This window comes from Saccharothrix sp. 6-C (assembly GCF_016695385.1).
Lineage (GTDB): Bacteria > Actinomycetota > Actinomycetes > Mycobacteriales > Pseudonocardiaceae > Actinosynnema > Actinosynnema texasense.
This window is the reverse complement of record NZ_CP064192.1, coordinates 7,466,866-7,485,482: the sequence shown is the minus strand read 5'-3', so window position 1 is coordinate 7,485,482 and position 18,617 is coordinate 7,466,866. Positions and strand designations below refer to the sequence as shown.

19 protein-coding genes are annotated in these 18,617 nt (G+C 72.5%); 11 read left to right on the top strand and 8 right to left on the bottom strand.

Annotation, left to right across the window (positions count from 1 at the left end; translation table 11 throughout):
* Positions 1-60 precede the first annotated feature (60 nt).
* Positions 61-480 carry a superoxide dismutase, Ni gene (sodN, locus tag IOD16_RS32055; RefSeq protein ID WP_123745562.1) on the bottom strand — a complete coding sequence of 140 codons (420 nt, stop codon included), beginning with the start codon at positions 478-480 and terminating at the stop codon, positions 61-63.
* 78 nt (positions 481-558) lie between these two features.
* On the opposite strand from sodN, the gene IOD16_RS32050 reads away from it, so the two are divergent.
* On the top strand, positions 559-894 hold the full coding sequence (locus IOD16_RS32050) for a S24/S26 family peptidase (RefSeq protein WP_268957652.1): 336 nt from the start codon (positions 559-561) through the stop codon (positions 892-894).
* Between the two features lie 90 nt (positions 895-984).
* Here IOD16_RS32050 and IOD16_RS32045 read toward each other — a convergent pair whose 3' ends face one another.
* On the bottom strand, positions 985-1,578 hold the full coding sequence (locus tag IOD16_RS32045) for a dTDP-4-dehydrorhamnose 3,5-epimerase family protein (protein WP_123748334.1): 594 nt from the start codon (positions 1,576-1,578) through the stop codon (positions 985-987).
* 286 nt (positions 1,579-1,864) lie between these two features.
* On the opposite strand from IOD16_RS32045, the gene IOD16_RS32040 reads away from it, so the two are divergent.
* The 4 genes from IOD16_RS32040 to IOD16_RS32025 all read left to right on the top strand — a co-directional run bounded on the left by IOD16_RS32040 (position 1,865) and on the right by IOD16_RS32025 (position 7,532).
* Positions 1,865-3,052 carry an NAD(P)-dependent malic enzyme gene (locus IOD16_RS32040; protein ID WP_201437501.1) on the top strand — a complete coding sequence of 396 codons (1,188 nt, stop codon included), beginning with the start codon at positions 1,865-1,867 and terminating at the stop codon, positions 3,050-3,052.
* A gap of 223 nt (positions 3,053-3,275) precedes the next feature.
* Positions 3,276-6,440, top strand: coding sequence for a bifunctional diguanylate cyclase/phosphodiesterase (locus IOD16_RS32035; protein WP_201437500.1), 3,165 nt, complete (start codon positions 3,276-3,278; stop codon positions 6,438-6,440).
* A 49-nt stretch (positions 6,441-6,489) separates the two neighbouring features.
* Positions 6,490-6,912: a YbaB/EbfC family nucleoid-associated protein gene (locus IOD16_RS32030; protein WP_123745565.1), complete on the top strand. Its 423-nt coding sequence runs from the start codon at positions 6,490-6,492 to the stop codon at positions 6,910-6,912.
* A complete protein-coding gene (locus IOD16_RS32025) occupies positions 6,909-7,532 on the top strand; it encodes a hypothetical protein (RefSeq protein WP_201437499.1) in 624 nt (207 codons plus the stop codon). Before IOD16_RS32030 ends, IOD16_RS32025 begins: the two co-directional genes overlap by 4 nt.
* Positions 7,533-7,541: 9 nt before the next feature.
* On the opposite strand, the gene IOD16_RS32020 is transcribed toward IOD16_RS32025, so the two are convergent.
* A complete protein-coding gene (locus IOD16_RS32020; protein ID WP_201437498.1) occupies positions 7,542-8,243 on the bottom strand; it encodes a hypothetical protein in 702 nt (233 codons plus the stop codon).
* A gap of 78 nt (positions 8,244-8,321) precedes the next feature.
* Positions 8,322-9,863, bottom strand: coding sequence for a bis-aminopropyl spermidine synthase family protein (locus tag IOD16_RS32015; protein ID WP_201441651.1), 1,542 nt, complete (start codon positions 9,861-9,863; stop codon positions 8,322-8,324).
* Between the two features lie 116 nt (positions 9,864-9,979).
* Here IOD16_RS32015 and IOD16_RS32010 point away from each other — a divergent pair, with 116 nt between their 5' ends.
* From IOD16_RS32010 to IOD16_RS31995, 4 genes are read left to right on the top strand one after another with little or no spacing between them, the layout of a single operon-like run.
* Complete coding sequence (locus IOD16_RS32010; RefSeq protein WP_123745568.1) at positions 9,980-11,029, top strand: ABC transporter ATP-binding protein; 1,050 nt, start codon at positions 9,980-9,982, stop codon at positions 11,027-11,029.
* A gap of 49 nt (positions 11,030-11,078) precedes the next feature.
* On the top strand, positions 11,079-11,684 hold the full coding sequence (locus tag IOD16_RS32005; RefSeq protein WP_201441650.1) for an ABC transporter permease: 606 nt from the start codon (positions 11,079-11,081) through the stop codon (positions 11,682-11,684).
* Entirely contained in the window at positions 11,684-12,445 is a 762-nt protein-coding gene (locus IOD16_RS32000) for an ABC transporter permease (protein ID WP_442978137.1), read from the top strand. Before IOD16_RS32005 ends, IOD16_RS32000 begins: the two co-directional genes overlap by 1 nt.
* On the top strand, positions 12,442-13,326 hold the full coding sequence (locus tag IOD16_RS31995; RefSeq protein ID WP_201437496.1) for an ABC transporter substrate-binding protein: 885 nt from the start codon (positions 12,442-12,444) through the stop codon (positions 13,324-13,326). Before IOD16_RS32000 ends, IOD16_RS31995 begins: the two co-directional genes overlap by 4 nt.
* Positions 13,327-13,622: 296 nt before the next feature.
* Here the strand turns inward: IOD16_RS31995 and IOD16_RS31990 are convergent, their stop codons facing one another.
* Positions 13,623-14,393: an IclR family transcriptional regulator gene (locus IOD16_RS31990; RefSeq protein WP_123748336.1), complete on the bottom strand. Its 771-nt coding sequence runs from the start codon at positions 14,391-14,393 to the stop codon at positions 13,623-13,625.
* A 45-nt stretch (positions 14,394-14,438) separates the two neighbouring features.
* Between IOD16_RS31990 and IOD16_RS31985 the strand changes: the two genes are divergently transcribed.
* Positions 14,439-14,918, top strand: a complete 480-nt coding sequence (locus tag IOD16_RS31985) for a SigE family RNA polymerase sigma factor (RefSeq protein ID WP_201437495.1) — start codon at positions 14,439-14,441, stop codon at positions 14,916-14,918.
* On the top strand, positions 14,915-15,958 hold the full coding sequence (locus IOD16_RS31980; protein WP_201437494.1) for a hypothetical protein: 1,044 nt from the start codon (positions 14,915-14,917) through the stop codon (positions 15,956-15,958). Before IOD16_RS31985 ends, IOD16_RS31980 begins: the two co-directional genes overlap by 4 nt.
* Before the next feature lie 67 nt (positions 15,959-16,025).
* On the opposite strand, the gene IOD16_RS31975 is transcribed toward IOD16_RS31980, so the two are convergent.
* Genes IOD16_RS31975 through IOD16_RS31965 form a run of 3 tightly spaced genes read right to left on the bottom strand, consistent with a single transcriptional unit; the run spans position 16,026 to position 18,522 of the window.
* Positions 16,026-16,820: an ABC transporter permease gene (locus IOD16_RS31975; RefSeq protein WP_201437493.1), complete on the bottom strand. Its 795-nt coding sequence runs from the start codon at positions 16,818-16,820 to the stop codon at positions 16,026-16,028.
* Positions 16,813-17,580, bottom strand: a complete 768-nt coding sequence (locus IOD16_RS31970) for an ABC transporter permease (protein ID WP_123745574.1) — start codon at positions 17,578-17,580, stop codon at positions 16,813-16,815. Before IOD16_RS31970 ends, IOD16_RS31975 begins: the two co-directional genes overlap by 8 nt.
* A 3-nt stretch (positions 17,581-17,583) precedes the next feature.
* The gene (locus IOD16_RS31965) at positions 17,584-18,522 is read right to left on the bottom strand and encodes an ABC transporter ATP-binding protein (protein WP_201441649.1); all 939 of its coding nucleotides are present in this window, start codon (positions 18,520-18,522) and stop codon (positions 17,584-17,586) included.
* Positions 18,523-18,617: the final 95 nt, after the last annotated feature.

The window sequence follows — 18,617 nt, the reverse complement described above, 5'->3', positions numbered from 1 at the left end:
ACGCGGAACGGCGCCGACCGGACGATCGTCATCCGGTCGGCGCCGCGCTGGAGCAGGTGATCAGGCCGCGGCCTTGGTCTCCCAGAAGATCTTGTCGATCTGGGCGATCAGGTCGAGCAGCTCCTGGCCCTTGGCGGGGTCCATGGAGCCCTTCGCGCCGGACGCGCCGGCGGCCTTGGTGGCCCGGTTGAACAAGTCGTGCAGCTCCGGGTACTTCTCGAAGTGCGGCGGCTTGAAGTAGTCGGTCCACAGCACCCACAGGTGGTGCTTGACGAGCTCGCTCCGCTGCTCCTTGATCAGGAGGGCGCGGGTGCGGAACTCGGGGTCCTCGTTCGCCTGGTACTTCTCCTGAATCGCCTTGACCGACTCGGCCTCGATCCGGGCCTGGGCCGGGTCGTAAACACCGCACGGGAGGTCGCAGTGCGCGGTGGCCTCCAGGAGCGGGCGGCGGAGTGAACGGATGCGCGACAGAAGTCGCATCTTTCCTCCCTGACAGTGGATGCTCCGACGTGACGAACCCTACTCCGGGGCCTCGGCGCGAGCAGGTGGAGGTGATCGTTGGCACGGCCGGATGCCAACCCGTTGCCGCTGGTTCGGGTGGTCGGACCCTCGATGGTCCCGACCCTGCGGATGGGGGACGTGGTGCTGGTCCACTTCGGAAAGCCGCCACGTCCGCGTGATCTCGTGCTGGTCAGGTGGGCGGCGCGGCCCGGGCAGCTGTCGGTCAAGCGGGCGGTGCGGCCCGACGGCGGCGGCTGGCACGTGGAGGGCGACAACCCGTTCGCCTCCACCGACTCGCGGACGCTGGGCGCGGCGGAGGTGGTGGGTGTGGTCCGCCTCCGCCTCTGGCCCCGGCCGCGGCTGCTGCGCCGGCGGCCCGCCCCGGGGGGCTGACCGCCGGGACCGCGAGCGGCGCTGGACGCGCCGGCTACCCCGAAAGGCCCAGCCGCCGGCTGCCCGGGCGGGCCAACGCCGCGGCGGCGGTCAGGCGCGCAGCTTCGCGTACCAGGCCACGCAGTCGTCGTAGGACGGCAGCAGGCCGGTGTCGCGCGCCTCCTCGAACGTCGGCGCGGCGGCGTCCTTCGGCGACAGCAGCGGGGTCAGGTCGGTCGGGAAGGGCAGGTCCATCGACAGCGGGTGGATGCCGCGCTCGGCCTTCGGGTTGAAGCCCTCCGAGCACAGGTACGACGCGACCGTGCCGTCCTCCAGCGCCATCAGCGCGTGCCCGACCCCCTCGGGCAGGTACGCGGAGTTGAACACCCCTTCCGCCAGCTCCACCGCGTCCCACTCGCCGAACGTGGGCGAGCCGACCCGCAGGTCCACCACGACGTCGAGCAGCCGGCCGCGGGGGCAGTGCACGTACTTGGCCTGCCCCGGCGGCGTGTCGGCGTAGTGGATGCCGCGCACGACGCCGCGCTTGGACACGCTGTGGTTCGTCTGGGCGACCTTCAACGGGTGCCCGACGGCTTCCGCGAACACCGCTTCCTGGTATGGCGCGACGAACAAACCGCGGTCATCGGGGAACACCGAAGGGGTGAACTCGAAAGCGCCGGAAATTTTCAACTCACGTGCCTGCATGGCGAACACCCTAGGACCCGCCGGTTCTTGACCGATCCTGCCTGCGGAAACTGACCGGTCGGTCCAGAAAACCGGACGTACGTTCTGTGGCACTACCTCTGACCTGCGGAAAAAGTGTGATCCCCGCCGCAGACAGCCGTCGGCGACGCTGCCATGCTTGCCCGCACACCGCCCCCGAGAGCGGTCCCGCAGACCGCGTGGACCACTCCCAGACAGGCCCCGTCGACCCGCGTGACAACGCCGGTCCCGGTGCGCCGCAGGTATCGCGCACCGCAGGAGGACTTCCGTGACCGCATTGAACGACCAGCCGCCCACGACCACCGAATTGAGCGACGAGGAAATCTTCCGCGCGCACGAAGGCGGAAAGCTGGCCGTTGGCGCGACGGCGTCGTTGGCCGACCCGCGCGCGCTCTCCATCGCCTACACGCCGGGCGTGGCCAGGGTCAGCCGGGCCATCGCGGACGACCCGGCCCTGGCCGCCAAGTACACCTGGGCGCACCGCCTGGTCGCCGTGGTCAGCGACGGCACCGCCGTGCTCGGCCTCGGCGACATCGGCCCGAGCGCGTCGCTGCCCGTCATGGAGGGCAAGGCCGCGCTGTTCAAGACCTTCGGCGGCCTCGACTCCATCCCGCTGGTGCTGGACACCACGGACGTGGACGAGATCGTCGAGACCCTGGTCCGGCTGCGCCCGTCCTTCGGCGCGGTCAACCTGGAGGACGTCTCCGCGCCGCGCTGCTTCGAGCTGGAGGCCCGGCTCATCGAGGCGCTGGACGTGCCGGTCATGCACGACGACCAGCACGGCACCGCGGTCGTGGTGCTGGCCGCCCTGCGCGGGGCCAACACCGTGCTCGGCAAGGACGTGGCGAACCAGCGCGTGGTCATCTCCGGCGCGGGCGCGGCCGGTGTGGCGTGCGCGAAGATCCTGCTGGCCGCGGGCGTCGGCGAGGTCACCGTGGTCGACTCGCGCGGCATCGTGCACGTCGGCCGGGACGCGCTCAACCCGGTGAAGGCGCAGCTGGCCGAGGTCACCAACGCCAGTGGCCTGCGCGGCGGCATCGCCGAGGCGTTGCGGGGCGCGGACGTGTTCGTCGGCGTCTCGTCGTCCAAGGTGCCCGAGGAGCTGATCGCGAGCATGGCCGACGGCTCGATCGTGTTCGCGCTGTCCAACCCCGATCCCGAGGTGCACCCGGACGTGGCACGGCGGCACGCCGCCGTGGTCGCCACCGGGCGCAGCGACTTCCCGAACCAGATCAACAACGTCCTCGCGTTCCCCGGCATCTTCCGCGGCGCGCTGGACGCGGGCGCGAAGAGGATCACCGAGGGCATGAAGCTCGCCGCCGCGGACGCCATCGCGGCGGTCGCCGCCGACGACCTCTCGGTCGACCGGATCGTGCCCAGCGCCCTGGACCCGCGGGTCGGCCCGGAAGTGGCCGCCGCCGTGGCCTTGGCAGCCCGCGAAGACGGAGTAGCCTGACTCCAAGTCGGAGTTGGGAGAGCTCCGGCCGCATCCGTCCGTACCCGTCGACAGGCAACGAAACCGCTAACGTGTTGTTTCGTTAGCCCGTTGAGGGGTGGGCGATGACGCTCCGAAGCGCTACCGTCCCTCTCCTCGGGTGAATATTGCCCGTGGAGAGGGACGCCGTCTTTGGGTGCGGTCGGGCCGGTCATCCCTGCCGTAGACACGGGAAGGTGGGACCGTGCCCAAGCGGGTTGGACGCGCTCCGGTGGTGCTCGACCCAGCGCGTCCGCAGAACGGCGACATGACGCTGGACGGCATCGCGCTGCCCGAGGCGCCCACGCTCCTGTGCGACCCCAAGGGCGTCGTCATGCGGGCCAGCCCCGCCGCGGTGGAGCTGACGAAGGTCCGCTCCGCCGACGACCTCGTCGGCCGGTCCCTCGGCGAGCTGCTGCTGGGCGGACCCGACGACCTGCGCCTGCACCAGGCCGACGGCGCGCTCGTGCCGGTCCGGGTGGTGCGCACGCACGTGCCCGGCACCGGCCTGCACGCCGTGCTGCTGGTCGACGTCTCCGACCTGGCGCAGGCCGCCGAGGACCTGCGCGACGAGCAGCGCAGGCTGCGCACCGTGCAACGGGTCGCGCAGATCGGCTCGTGGGAGTACGACCCGGACACCGGCGTCACGGTCTGGTCCGAGTCGCACTACGAGATGATGGGCGTGCGGCCCGGCGAGGTGGTGCCCGGCGCGCAGGCCGTGCTGGACGTCGTGCACCCCGACGACTACGAGATGGTCGCCAGCTACTGGGCCAACCGGGCGCTCGACGGCAGCCCGATCGACATCGTCTACCGGATCATCCTGCCCGACGGCGAGCAGCGCTGGATCCGGGGCGTGGCCGAGGCGAAGCTGAGATCGGACGGCCGGACCCAGTTCATCACCGGCTACATCCGCGACATCACCGACCAGTGGCGGTCCGACCGCGCCCTGGAGACCGAGCGCGCCCGGCTGCTGGAGGCGCAGCGCATCGCGCGCATGGGCAGCTGGAGCTTCGACGTCGAGTCCGGCGCCCTGCACCGCAGCGAGGTGCTGCTGGAGATGTACGCCGAGCTGGGCGTCGAGCCCAACGCCCGGTTGCTCGCCGTGCACCCGGACGACCGGCCCGCCCTGGAGAGCCTGATGCAGCGGGCGCAGGACGGCAGCACGGTCGAGGTCGAGGTGCGCAGCGAGGACGGCGACCGCGTCTACGTGTGCCGGGCGCGGGCCGAGTTCGACGGCGACAAGGTCGGCAGGCTGCACGGCACCGTCCAGGACGTCACCGAGGCCCGCGCGCTGGAGCGCCAGCTCCGCGACGACCGCCGCCGGCTCGCCGACGCGCAGAAGGCCGCGCAGCTCGGCGTCTGGGAGTGGAACCTGCAGACCGGCGACGTGGTGTGGTCGGACATGCTGGCCGAGCTGTTCGACGTGCCGCGCGAGGAGCACACCCGCTACCAGACCTACCTCGACCTCGTGCACCCCGACGACCGCGCCTGGGTGGACGACCTGTGGCAGCAGCTGGCCACCGAGGAGGTGCCGATCCAGCTGGAGCACCGGATCGTGCGCCGCGACGGCCGGCAGCGCGTGTTCCGCTGCTACGGCGTGGTCGTGAAGGGCACGGACGGCTTGCCGCTCGCGGTCGGCACGGCGCAGGACATCACCGAGCAGCGCGCCGCCGAGACCAGGATGAAGCGGTCCAGCCAGCGCTTCGCGGACCTGGTGTCCCTGACGCCGGTCGGCATCGGCCTGTTCGACGAGGGCGAGCGGCTGGTCGACGCCAACGACGCGCTGTGCGACCTGCTCGGCATGGACCTGGAGCAGCTGCGCGGGATGACCGCGAGCATGCTCACCCACCCGGACGACGACACCCGGCTGCCGTCGATCGACGAGATGTCCGCGCCGGACGCCGAGCGCACCCACAAGATCCCGCAGCGCATCATGGTCCGCCGCGACGGCGTGCAGGTGTACTGCGAGCTGCACATCGCGTTGTCCGTGCAGGACGACGGCCGCCGGTTCTGGCTGATCGTGTTCCAGGACATCACCGAGCGCCGCCGCACGGCCGAGGCGTTGCGGCACCAGGCCACGCACGACGAGCTGACCGGCCTGCCGAACCGGGCGCTGGTCAAGGAGATGCTGGGCGAGCTGCTGGCCTCGCCGGACCGGTCGAAGGTCGCCGTGCTGTTCTGCGACATCGACAACTTCAAGCGGGTCAACGACTCGCTCGGCCACGACGCGGGCGACGAGCTGCTGGTGGCGCTGGCCCGGCGGCTGGAGGGAGGCCTCCCGGACGGTTGCACGGCGGCACGCCTGTCCGGCGACGAGTACGTGATCATCTGCGAGAACCTGGACGCGGTCGGCGGCGTGGACGCGCTGGCCACGCGGGTCGCCGGGCTGCTGCGCACCGCGGTGCCGGTGCACGGGCAGCTGGTCCGCGTGTCGGCGTCGATCGGCGCGGCCGTGCCGAACGGCTCCCGCGCCACCGGCAACGACCTGCTGCGCTTCGCCGACGCGGCGATGTTCGAGGCCAAGCGGGCGGGCGCCGGCCGGGTGTCGCTGGCCAGCGCGGCGCTGATCGCCTCGGCCGACCGGCAGGTGCACCTGGAGGGCCAGCTGCGGGAGGCGTTGCAGCACGACGGGTTGGCGCTGCACTTCCAGCCGGTGGTGGGCGTGGACGGCGTGGTGCAGACCGCGGAGGCGCTGGTGCGCTGGCCGCACCCGGACCGCGGGCTGCTGCCGCCGGACGTCTTCCTGCCGGTGGCCGAGCAGGGCGACCTGATGCGCGAGCTGGACCGGTGGGTGCTGCGGACCGCGCTGAAGGAGGCCTCGACCTGGCCCGAGCCGGGCGGCAAGCCGGTGTCCGTGGCGGTGAACCTGGCCGGGCTGGTGCCGGGCGACCCGGAGTTCGCCGACATCGTGGCCGACGCCATCGCCGAGGCGGGCATCCCGTGGGACCGGGTGGTGCTGGAGCTGGTGGAGACGGCGCTGGTCGACCTGCCGTCCCGGGTGCGCCAGACGATGGACGAGCTGGTGGAGCGGGGCATCCGGTTCGCCGTGGACGACTTCGGCACCGGCTACTCGTCGCTGGCCCGGCTCAAGGACCTGCCCGCGCAGATCATCAAGGTCGACCGCCGGTTCGTCTCCGGCCTGGGCAAGGACCCGTCGGACTTCGCCGTCGCCAAGGCGGTGGTCGACATGGCCCGCGCGATGGACCGCAGGTGCGTGGCGGAGGGCGTGGAGACCGCGACGCAGTTCCAGGTGCTGCGCGGCATCGGGGTGGACACCTACCAGGGCTGGCTGTTCTCGCGTCCCGTGCCGCCCAAGGAGTTCCGCGCGGTGCTCGCCCTCGGTCCGCTGCACATCCCCCGCGCCGGTTGATCGGCGGTACTCCCGTCGCGATGGACGACACGACGTCAAGGGCTGACCGGTGAACCCGGAACGGATGATCGCCGACCTCGAGACCAGGGCACGGCACCTGGCCGAGCGGTCCCGCGAGCTGCGGGACCGCATCCGGCGCGCGCAGGCCACGCAGCGGTCCCCGGACGGCGCGGTGACGGCGACCGTCGCGCCGAACGGGTCGTTGCGGCACATCGAGTTCTCGCCGGACGCCGGGCGGCTCTCGCACGCCCGGCTCGGCGAGGTCGTGATGGACACCGTGCGGCGCGCGCAGGAGCAGGCCGCGCGGCAGGCGGCGGCGGTCGTCGAACCGCAGTTCGGCGGTACGGCGGCGATGGACTTCCTGACCGCCGCGGTCCCGCCGGCGCCGGCCGCGGACGCCGCTGACGACGACCTGCCCCTGCCGCGGAGCCTGTGGGCGCCCGAGGACGAGCCGGGGTCGGCGCACCGGTGACCGGGTTCCCCGTGCTGGAGCTGACCGGGTCGGCGCCGGACACGCTCGAGGCCGACCTCGCCGTGCCGGGCGCGGACGCCGACCCGCTGGGCCTGCTGGTCGCGGCCGGGCTCGGGTGGCTGGTTGAGCACGTCGACTTCCTGCGCGAGCCGCTGGACTGGCTGGCGGGCCACGGCGACCGGTTCGAGGACGCGGTCGCCACCTGGAGGCAGGTCGCCACCACGTTGGACGGCATCGCGCGGCGGCGGTCGGGCGGCGGTCGGCTCACCGCGGAGATCGCCGGGATGAGCGGGCTGTGCGCGGACGTCGCGGCGCACGTGGCCGAGGTCGGCGCGATCACCGCCGCCATCCGCGGCGTGTTCCGCGACGTGGTCGCGTTGTTCGTCCAAGAGGTCTTCGGCAACGCCGCGGTGGCGCTCGCGGCGTCGGAGGTCACGTCGGGCGGCTCGCTGCCCGAGTTCGCCGCGTGGGCGGTCGGGCGCGGCGCGGTCGTGCTGGACCGGATCAACCGGCGGTCGGCGGACCTCGTGCGCGTGGTGGCGCGGATCCTGGCCGCGCTGAAGGCGTTGTTCGGCAAGGCGCGCGACATGCTCGAGGCCATCACGCGCCTCGGCGGGTGAGTCCCCCGGTCAGCCCCACTGCCCCTGGGCGGGCGGCGGCGGGCCGGGAGCACCGGGCGGCGGACCACCCATCGGCTGCCCGACCGGCTGGTTCGGCGTCCTCGGCCGCGCGCCCCGCATCGCCCGGCCCACCGGCGGCAGGACGGCGATCACGGCCGGGACGAGCCACAGGACCAAGGCGACCAGCGTCGTGATGCCGACCGAGGGCGGCAGGCCCGAGTCGACCTGGGCGAGCACCAGCCCGAAGTGCACGACGGCCAGCAACGAGATCGCGACCAGCCCCCAGCGCACACCGGGGATCCGGCACAGGAGCAGCACGGCGAGGACGAGCGCCAGGACCGGCAGGACGAACGAGACGGTGCTCGCGACCCCGAAGCTGCTGTAGCCGCGGGGGAACGGCGGCATGAGGATCGCGCCCCAGAGGTCGAACGCGAACCCGGAGCGGCTCGCGAGCCCGATCGAGGCGACGAGGGCGAGCAGCACGGCCGGCAGGTACAGCAGCGCCGCGACCACGGGCATCGCCTTGCCCGGCGGACGTGGCGGACCGGGGTAGTTCTGACCGGGGTACGGCTGCGCGCCCGGGAAGGGCGGTTGGCCCGGGAAGGGCGGCTGACCCTGGTACTGCCGGCCGGGCTGCGGCTGACCCGGGAACGGCGGTTGGCCGGGGTACTGCCGCGGACCCGGCTGCGGACCGGGGTAGGGGTGAGTCATGCGCGCGCCTCCAGGTTCGAGGGGGAAGTTACCGCCGAACCCGGCCCGCCCGGCGCGGTTCGCCGCATTCCGGCGGGGTCACCGGGCCGCCGAGGCGCGGATCAGCGGCAGCAGCTCGGCGATCCGGTGCCGGGGCAGGTCGATCAGCCGCAGCTCCAGGTCTTCGTGCTCGCCGATCCGCTCCCGCGCCTCCCGCTTGGTCAGCGCGCCGCGCGTGGCCGTGACCAACGCCTCGCGCCACACGTTGCCGAGCTTGCCGTGCGCGCGCGTGAGCACCTCCCGCACGGTCAGCCCGCCGACGTCCAGCGTGCCCGCGAGCACCTGGTCCGCCACCACCACGCAGTGCTTGCCGTCCGGTGTGGACCGCAGGAACCGGAGCGCGAACCTGGTGTCCACCAACGACCTCAGCTCCTGCTGACCCGCCGCGGACGACACGTTCGGGTGGTTGTTGGGGACGAGGGCCGCCATCCGGCCGGGCGAGCACGCCAGCAGGGTCCGCAGCAGCCACGGACCCGGGTCGCCGGACAGGTCCACCGCCAACGACGCCGCGCCCTTGCCGATCGGGTCGGCCCACCCCGGCGCGCGCGGCTTCGGCGGCGGCGAGGACTCCGGCCGCGGCGCGAGGTCGACCAGGGCGGCCAGCGCCGTCGAACCTGGCCCGGTCGCCTCCACCGACTGCGGACCGTGCGTGTAGATGGCGGTCTTCGCCGACGCGGGCGACACCGAACGGCGTGACGTGGGCCGGCACACGTACAGGTCGGCCGCGCTGCCGATGGCCTGCGCGCCGTCGAACCGGTGGAAGGCGGGCAGGATCGCCTCGAACACCAGGCCCAGCCGCTGGAGCTCCTGCTGCACCTTCAGCCCCAGCGCGGGCGTCCGGTCGCTGAACCCGTACGCGAGCAGCACCCGTCCCCGGCCGAGGTCGGCGAGGCACTCGACCGCCCGCGCGGCGAACAGCGCCATGCCCTCCGGCGTGTACGGCGGGTCGCTGAACACCAGGTCCGCCGACTCCAGCACGGCGGGCGGCAGGCCGAACCGGAAGTCCGCGTGCACCGTCCGCACCGACCACCCGCGTGCGGCGGCACGGGTGGAGACGAACTCCAGCAGCCGGTCGTCCACGTCCACCACGACGACCTCGACGTCCGGGTTCACCGCGCACACCGCGAGCGACGTCAGGTCGTGGTCGCCGAGGCACAGCAGCGTGCGCCCGGCCAGGTCGTAGGTCGTGTCCAACCACAACGCGCGCTTCAGCGCCGTCTCCGCGGTCGCCTGCACGTGGTCCAGCGCGGCCAGGGGCGGCGGCACGTCCGCGATGTCGGCCAGGACCGACCGCAGGTGCTCGCCGTGCCGGGACACCAGCGCGTCCACCGGGTCCACCGGATCGTCACCGGCGGCGAACTCCGCGTAGTCGGCGGCCTTGGCCGGCGCGAGCCGGAACCGGTCGCGACTGGACTCGAGGTCGTCGCCGACCGCGGTCAGCAGCTCCTGCACGGTGCGCCGGGGCACGGCGGGAAGCCGAACCAATTCGGCGAGCGTGTGCCAGTCACCGGCCAGCAGGTCGACCACGCGCCGCAGCTTGCGGGCGTGCGGGCCGCGTTCAGCGAGGAGCGCTCGCACCATTTCGGTTGCCACAACCGGTGCACCCTACTGACCGGATGGTGAAACGCCGTGCCGCGGTCCGACTGAAGGGCTAGGGTCGTTCGACGCTTGATACCCATCGGCAGGAGGATCCACGGGTGATCGAGTTCCGCGACGTGACCAAGCGGTTCGACGACGGGACCACCGCGGTGAACGGCCTGGACCTCGTGGTCGAGGCGGGCACGATCACCGTCTTCGTCGGACCGTCCGGGTGCGGCAAGACCACGTCCCTGCGCATGGTGAACCGGATGATCGACCCCACGTCGGGCACCGTCCTGGTGGACGGCAAGGACGTGCTGGAGGTGGACCCGCCCACGCTGCGGCGCGGCATCGGGTACGTGATCCAGCAGGCGGGCCTGTTCCCGCACCGGACCGTGCTGGACAACGTGGCCACGGTGCCGTTGCTCATCGGCTGGACGCGCCGCAAGGCCAGGGCGCGCGCCGCCGAGCTGCTGGAGCTGGTCGGCCTGCCCGCCGAGCTGGGCCACCGCTACCCGGTGCAGCTGTCGGGCGGCCAGCAGCAGCGCGTGGGCGTGGCGCGGGCGTTGGCCGCGGACCCGCCGGTGCTGCTGATGGACGAGCCGTTCAGCGCGGTCGACCCGGTGGTGCGCGAGGGGTTGCAGGACGAGCTGCTGCGGCTTCAGGCCGAGTTGGACAAGACCATCGTGTTCGTGACGCACGACATCGACGAGGCCATCCGGATCGGCGACAAGGTCGCGGTGATGCGCACCGGAGGTTTCCTCGCCCAGTACGCGCCGCCCGCCGAGCTGCTGACCCGGCCCGCGGACGACTTCGTGGCGAGCTTCGTCGGCAAGGACCGCGGCTACCGCAGTCTGTCCTTTGTGGACTCCTCGGGGGTCGAGGTGGCCGAGGTGCCCACGGTCGTCGAGGGCGCCGACGCCGGGTCCTCTTCGGACTGGCGGCTCGTGGTGGACGCCGAGGAGCGCCCCCAGGGCTGGGTCGCGCCGGACTCGTCGGTCGTGCCGGGCGGCTCGCTGTACGAGGTGGGCGCGTCGATCCGGGGCGCGCTGGACGCCGCGCTGTCCTCGCCGTCCGGGCTGGGCGTCGCCGTGCGCGGTGACGGGCGGCTGGCCGGCGTGGTGACCGCGCGCCAGGTGCTGGACGTGATCGAGAGCCGCCGTGGGTGACATCCCGAAGTACCTCAGCGACGCGGGCACCAGGGCGGCGCTGCTGGACATGCTGCTCGACCACGTCTACCTGTCGCTGGTGCCGCTGGTCGTGTCGGTCGCGCTGGCGATCGTGCTCGGGCTGCTGTGCCACCGGTTCCGGCAGGTCAACGCGGCGCTGATCGGGATCTCGAACATCGTCTACACCATCCCGTCCCTGGCGCTGTTCGCGATCATCCCGGCGGTCATCGGCACGCAGGTGCTCGACCCGGCCAACGTGATCCTCGCGTTGACCGTGTACACGACCGCGCTGCTGGTCCGGCCGGTCGCCGAGGCGCTGGCCGCGGTGCCCGCCCACGTGACCGCCGCGGCGACCGCGATGGGCTTCCGGCCGCTGCGCCGGTTCCTGACCGTGGAGCTGCCGCTGGCCGTGCCGGTGCTGGCCGCCGGCGTGCGGGTCGGGTCGGTGAGCAACATCAGCCTGGTCAGCGTCGGCGCGTTGATCGGCACGGGCGGCCTCGGCACGTTGTTCACCGACGGTTTCCGGCAGCGGTACCTGGCGCCGATCATCATCGGCATCGTGCTCACGCTGGTGCTGGCGCTGGTGGTCGACCTGCTGCTGGTGCTGCTGCGCAACCGGTTGACGCCGTGGGTGCGGGCGGGTGGTGCGCCGTGATCTTCGCGGACGCGTTCGGCTGGCTGGTCGACCCGGCCAACTGGTCGGGTGGCAAGTCGATCCCGGTGCGGGTCGGCATCCACCTGCTGTACTGCCTGGGCGCGGTGCTCGGCGCCGCGCTGATCGCCGTGCCGCTCGGCCTGTACGTCGGGCACACCGGGCGTGGCGGGGTGGTGCTCGTCGGCGGCAGCAACGCGCTGCGGGCGTTGCCGACGCTCGGCCTGGTGACGTTCCTGTACCTGGTCGCGGGCGGCGGCACGACCGGTGTCCTCATCGGTTTGGTCGTGCTGGCCGTGCCGCCCATCCTGGCCGGCGCCTACGCCGGCATCCAGGACGTGGACCGCGGTGTGGTCGACGCGGCGAGCGGCATGGGCATGACCGGCGCGCAGCGGCTGTGGCGGGTCGAGGTGCCCAACGCCCTGCCGCTGCTCGTGGGTGGTCTGCGCAACGCCATGTTGCAGGTCGTCGCGACCGCTTCGGTGGCGGCGTACGTGGGTATCGAGACGTTGGGACGTCCACTGCTGGACGGCCTGCGGGTGTTGGACTACGGCCAGTTCGTCGGCGGGGCGATCCTGATCGCGCTGCTCGCGGTCGTGCTGGACGTGGTGCTCGCGGGCCTGGGCAGGTTGGTCGTGCCCGCGGGTTTGAGGCTGTCGGCCAAGGCTCGTCGCGCGGGAAGTGCGAAGGCGCGGTCGGGCGGGTCGCAGTCGAGGCGTCGGGGAGAGCCGGCGCCGGTCGAGTCTGGAGGAAGCACGGCATGAAGCGCACGTTGGCCGTTGTCGTCGCGGCGACCGCCCTGGTCGTCTCCGCGTGCGGGTCCAAAGAGGACCTGGGCGGGAGCGGCCAGCAGGCCGCGTCGGGTGAGGTCGTGGTCGGTTCGGCCGACTTCACCGAGAACAAGATCCTGGCCGAGATCTACGCCGGTGCGCTGAAGACGACCGGCGCGACGGTGACGGTGAAGTCCGGCATCGGAGCGCGCGAGCTGGTCGTGAAGGCGTTGCAGGACAAGTCGCTCGGCGTGGTGCCGGAGTACACGGGCAACCTGCTCAACTACTTCGACAAGACCAACACCACCACCGAGGCCGAGGAGGTCTTCACGGCGCTGAAGGGCAAGACGCCGTCGGGCCTCGAGGTGCTGGAGAAGTCGGAGGCGGAGGACAAGGACGTCCTGGTGGTCACCAAGGCCACCGCGGACGGCGGCGTGAAGTCGATCGCCGACCTCGGCTCCGGCAAGTACGCGCTGGGCGCGGCGGGCGAGTGGGCGCAGCGCTGGGAGGCCAAGATCGGCGAGCTGTACGGGGTCAAGTTCACCGAGATCAAGACCACCGACGCGGGCGGCCCGATCACCGTGGACGCGCTGAAGGCCGGCACCGTGCAGGTCGCGAACCTCTACACCACGTCGGCGGACATCAAGGCGAACGACTTCGTGGAGCTGGAAGACCCGAAGGTGATGTACCCGGCGCAGAACATCGTGCCGCTGCTGCGGTCCGACGCGATCGACGCGAAGGGCAAGGACGCGCTGAACAAGGTGTCCGCCGCCCTGACCACGGAGAAGCTGGCCGACCTGGTCAAGCGCGTCGACGTGGACAAGGAGACCATCGCCAACGTCGCCGCCGACTTCCTCAAGTCCGTCACCCTCTGAGCCACCACAACGGACCCGGAACCTCCCACCTAGGCCCGATTTGACATGGGTTCGGGTGCCTTAGGCTGGTCGAAGCCGGCAGGCCTGGCGGGACGCTCTTCCCCGCCGGGCCTGCCGGCTTTGGCCTGCCTGGGGTACCCGTAAGGGCCCCATGTCAAATCGAGCCGGCCTCACCCCTCACCCCCTCACCCCCACCTGCCCTAACCGCCCCCACCCCCTCACCCCACCCCCTCACCCCACCCCCTCACCCCACCCCCTCACCCCACCCCCTCACCCCACCCCCTCACCCCACCCCCTCACCCCCGCCCCCCGATCCTCCCTGTCAGCTCCTCCGCCGCCCGCCTCGCCTCCACCGCCAACTCCGGCCACGTCTCACCGCACTCGGTGTCGCACAGGTGCCGGAACGTCACCGTGATCGCCGCGATCGGCCGCTCCCCGTGGTCGAAGACGGCCGCCGCGACCGATGCGAAGCCGGCTGTCACGTACCCGTCCTCCACCGCCCACCCGCGCCTGCGCTCGACGGCCAGCAGCCGGCGCAACGCGGGCAGGTCGTGCGGCCCACGCCCGGTGCGGTCCACGAACGGGCCCGGGAACAGGGCTCTGACCTGCGCCGGGGGCAGCCGTCCCAGCATCGCCCGTCCCGACGCGGTCAGGTGGGCCGGTAGCCGCACGCCGACGTCGGACACGATCGTGGTCGGCCGGCGGGGTTGCTCGCGCACCAGGTACAGCGCCTCCGCGCCGTGCAGCACGCCCAGGTGCGCGGTCCGCCCGACCTCGTCCACCAACCGCCGCAGCACGGGCCGCGCCAACCGCTCCAGCGGGTCGTGCCGCAGGTAGGCCGAGCCGAGCTCGAACGCCGCCACGCCCAGCCCGTACCGCCGCTCTTCGGGGAAGTGGGTCGCGAACCCGGCCGCGGTCAGCTCCGCCAGCAGGTGGTAGGTCGTCGACCTGGGCAGACCCAGCTCCCGCGCGACCGCCGCCGCGGACAGCGGCCCCGGCCTGCCGGCGAGCAGGCGCAGCACCGCGAGCCCTCGGCGCAACGCCGGCACGTCGCTGCTGCCTCCCACGGAACCCATTCTCAACAAAACCGCGTCGGGGCGCATTGGAGGGGTATGAGCACCGGCTTCGAGGAGTTCGCCGCGGCACAGGTGACCCCGCTGCTGCGCTACGCCACCGTGCTGACCGGAGATCCGCACCTGGCTCAGGACGTGGTCCAGGAGGTCCTGATCCGGGCGCAGCAGAAGTGGGCGCGCATCGGCTCGGTCGAGCTGCCGGCCGCGTACCTCAAGCGGATGGTGACCAACGAGTACCTCGGTTGGCGCCGCCGCTTGAAGGCGCACCTGCCGCTGACTGGCGTGGACCCGCCCCAACCCGACCCCGCCGACCGCTACGACGAGCGGGAGGCGATGCTCCAGCGCATCGACCGGCTCCCGCGCAAGCAGAAGGCCGCCGTCGTCCTCCGCTACTACGAGGGCTGCGACGACGCCGAGATCGCCGCCGTCCTGGGGTGCGCCCAGGTCACGGTCCGCAGCCACATCTCTCGCGCGCTGGCCGTCCTGCGCGCCGACGATCGCGTGAGGCAGTCACTGTGAACGACACCACCGACACGAACGACATCACCGAAACCCTGATCACCGACGCCCTGAGCCACCGGGCTGAGCGCACGCCGCCGCCGGGGGCGGTGCTCGCCGCCCTGCGCCGGCCGCGGCGGGCGCGCAAGCCGCTGCTGCTGGTGCTCGCCGCCGCCGGCACGACGGCCACCGCGGCGGCGCTGGTCGTGACCACCGTGAACGGGACGGCCGTCGACCAGGTCGCGCCCGCCCAGCGGCTCACCACCACGTCCGCGCCCGCTCCCGTCCCGGTCGCCGACGTGCCCACCCGGGCCTTGGACTACCGGCCGGGGGTGATGCTCGACGGGTACGCCGAGCGGGAGCGCATCATCGGCGCGTGGGGCACGGCCCGCCTCTACGCGCCCGGTTCGACGGACCCCGGCTCGCCGCTGGTCCGCTTCGGCGTCCTCACCTCCATCGCCGGTGACGTGGGTCCGAAGGTCGAGGACGCGCCGGTCGGCGACCGCACGACGGTGGGCGGCGTGCCGGCGGCCTGGTTCGGTGACAACCTGTACTGGAACGCCACCCCCGATCGCGTGCTCAGCGTCAGCTTGGAGAACGTGACGGGCGTCGACGTCCGGGCGCAGGTGCGGCGGATCGCCGACTCCGTCGTGGCCGACCCCACGTCGATGCGCATCCCGTTCTCGCTGAACGACTACCCGCACGTCGTGGTGAAGGGTCCGAGCGCGGCCGACTGGACGATCGCCGGCACGAGCAACCTCGACGACGTCGGCTACGACGTGGAGCTGCTGCGGACCGCCGAGGCGCCGGCCGGTTCCACCCCCACCACCGTGGCCGGCCGGCCCGCGCACTACTCCGCCGACGGGTTCGGCCTGCTCGCCGTGCAGCTCGCGCCGGGCTTCCAGGTGCGCGTGAAGCCGAACGAGTTCAAGCACTTCCAGGGCGGGTCCGTGCCGCCCGGTCTGCACACCGAGCACGCCTCGGTCGAGGTGCTGGCGCGGGTGGCGCAGGCGCTGGCGGTGGACACCGACCCGGACGTGGCCTGGATCGGCACGCCGTAGTCCGTCCCGCGAACCGGGCACGATGACCGCGGCAGGCGTTCCCCGGCGGGGAGCGCCTGCCGCGCGCTCAGCCGCCGAACTCGATCGTCCCGTCCCGCCGGCCCCGGCGGACCATCCGGTTGAAGCTCACCGCCGCCACGGCGAACCACGCCCCGCCCACGCACAGCTCCAACCCGAGCTGCCCGAGCACCACCGCCCCCGGCGCTTCCGCCACGAACGCCCGGATCGCGGCCAGCCCGTGCGTCATCGGCAGCACGGACGTGACCGCGCGCAGCCACCCCGGCCAGAACGACGTCGGCACGTTCACCCCGCAGAACGTCATCAGCACCAGGTAGCTGAGGTTCAGCGCCAGCCACCGCGCCGACGGGAACCCGAGCACGAACGACGCCACGCACGTCCCGTAGCAGTAGCACGACAACCCGACCACGAAGATCATCAACGGCACGAGCGCCGCCGAGGGCCACGGCAGCCGCACCCCGAACAGCGGCGGCAGCACCAGGAACGCCGTGGTCGACGCGGCGACGCCCGACCCGAGGTTCACCAGCCCTTTCGCCAGGTACACGGTGAGGTGCGTGGACGGCGCGGCGACCATCAGCGCCAGCGTGCCCGCCTGCCGCTCGCCGACGGCCAGCAGGATCACGACGGTCGCGTCGATGGCCATGATCGCGACCACGTTGCCGACGAGCAGGTAGTCGACCTGCTGCTGCGACCCGAGCATCCGGCCGATCAAGGCGAAGAAGCAGGCCTGGATCAGCAGCCGCGACAGCCAGGTGAAGGTCCAGGTCTTCCACGTCTGGAACGCCGAGAACATGGTCCACGAGGCGATCAGGCCGTGCTTGAGCACCCGCAGCTGGTCACGCATACGTCACCGCCCCCAGCTCGCGCGCCCGCCGCAGGGCCGCCGCCAGCAGCGCCCGCCCGCCGACGAGGGCGGCCGCCCCGAGGCCGACGATCGCCAGCAGCCGCCAGCCGGCGCCCGTGACGGCCTCGACGGCCATGGCGTCCCGCATCAGGTCCGCCGACCACGACAGGAAGATCGCGTGGGACAGCGGTCGCAGGAACTCCGGCAGGTACTGCACCGGCACCATCACCCCGGACAGCAGGTAGACGGGGAAGCTGAGGAAGTTCAGGTAGTTGTTGCTGTTCTTGGACAGCAGCATCGACGCCGCCAGCAGCAGGCTCGTGCCGATCATGGCGAACACCGACGCCGCCATCGCCGCCCAGAACACCCACGGGTGGTGCACCTCCGGGGTCACGCCGAACAGCAGCCGGCCCAGCAGCCACGTCTCACCGAGCGGGACGACGCCCAGCACCATCACCGCCGAGATCCGCCCCAGGTAGACGGAGTGCACGGCACCCGGCGCGGCCATGCCCAGCTCCAGGGTGGCGGTCCAGCGCTCGCCGACGAGCACGGTCGTGGCCAGTCCCGTGGCGAAGCCCCACAACCCGATCAGGGTGGGCGCGAGGAACGCGTTGGCGACCAGGTCGGGCCGGGCCGCGTGCATCACGATCGACAGCATCATGACCACGGTGAACGGGATCGTGCACAGCGTCAGCAGCTCGTCGGGCTGCCTGCGGAGCAGCCAGAACTGCGTGCGGACGCCGGAGAGGAACAGGCGCACGGCTCAGACCTCCATGCCGCGGCGGCCGATGAGGTCGAGGTAGACGTCCTCCAACCGGGGCGGCACGGCGTGCACCGAGCGCACGCCGCGGTCCAGCAGGAAGTCCAGCACCGCGCGCGCCGCCCGGTCGTCGGCGGTCTCGACCCGCAGCACGCCGTTGCGGGTCTCGGTGGCGACCACGCCGGGGACGCCGGTGACGTCCAGCGAGGTCTCGGCCTCGACCCAGCGGTGCAGGCCGGACATCTCGGCCAGGCCGCGCGGCGACTCGGTGGCCAGCACCCGGCCCCTGTCGATCAGGGTGACCCGGTCGCAGACGTCCTCGGCCTCGTCCATGTCGTGGGTGGTGATGAGGATCGTGCGGCCTTCGTCGCGCAGTTCGCGGATGAGCTCGCGGAAGTCGCGCGCGGCGACCGGGTCCATGCCGGTGGTCGGCTCGTCGAGCAGGATCAGCTTCGGGTCGCCGATCAGGCCGCGGGCCAGGTGCACCCGCTGCTTCATGCCCCGCGAGAACGTCTCCACGAGGTCGTCGGCCTTGTCCGCGAGGCCGAGGCGGGTCAGCAGCTCGTCGGCGCGGGCCTTGGCGCGCGCGTCCGGGATCTTGTGGAGCGCGGCCCAGTAGCGCATCGTCTGCCGCGCGGTCAGCTTCCCGTACAGGCCGCGCTCGCCGCCGAACACGATGCCGACGAGGCGCCTGACCTCGGCCGCGCCGGTCACCACGTCGTGGCCGAGCACCTCGGCGGTCCCCGAGGTCGGCAGCAGGACCGTGGACAGGACCTTGCACAGCGTGGTCTTGCCCGCGCCGTTCGGACCGAGCAGGCCGTGCACCTCGTTGGTCGGCACGTCCAGCGTGAGCCCGTCGAGCGCGGTCACCTCCGCGCCCTTGGGCCGCCAGCCCTTGCCCTTGCGGAACGTCCTGGTCAGGTCGCGCACCCGGACACCCATGCTCACCCCTCACCCCTGGTGGTCCAGGTGAAGCTACCGGTGGAGCCGGCCGCGCGGACGCCGATTTCGGTTCGCCGAGCCGTCTCGGATACCAG

What these genes read in the sequence shown, in the direction of transcription:
- sodN (WP_123745562.1), bottom strand. Translation starts at nt 480, where the DNA reads ATGCGACTTCTGTCGCGCATCCGTTCACTCCGCCGCCCGCTCCTGGAG.
- IOD16_RS32045 (WP_123748334.1), bottom strand. Translation starts at nt 1,578, where the DNA reads ATGCAGGCACGTGAGTTGAAAATTTCCGGCGCTTTCGAGTTCACCCCT.
- IOD16_RS32020 (WP_201437498.1), bottom strand. Translation starts at nt 8,243, where the DNA reads ATGACTCACCCCTACCCCGGTCCGCAGCCGGGTCCGCGGCAGTACCCC.
- IOD16_RS32015 (WP_201441651.1), bottom strand. Translation starts at nt 9,863, where the DNA reads ATGGTGCGAGCGCTCCTCGCTGAACGCGGCCCGCACGCCCGCAAGCTG.
- IOD16_RS32005 (WP_201441650.1), top strand. Translation starts at nt 11,079, where the DNA reads ATGCTGCTCGACCACGTCTACCTGTCGCTGGTGCCGCTGGTCGTGTCG.
- IOD16_RS31995 (WP_201437496.1), top strand. Translation starts at nt 12,442, where the DNA reads ATGAAGCGCACGTTGGCCGTTGTCGTCGCGGCGACCGCCCTGGTCGTC.
- IOD16_RS31985 (WP_201437495.1), top strand. Translation starts at nt 14,439, where the DNA reads ATGAGCACCGGCTTCGAGGAGTTCGCCGCGGCACAGGTGACCCCGCTG.
- IOD16_RS31975 (WP_201437493.1), bottom strand. Translation starts at nt 16,820, where the DNA reads ATGCGTGACCAGCTGCGGGTGCTCAAGCACGGCCTGATCGCCTCGTGG.
- IOD16_RS31965 (WP_201441649.1), bottom strand. Translation starts at nt 18,522, where the DNA reads ATGGGTGTCCGGGTGCGCGACCTGACCAGGACGTTCCGCAAGGGCAAG.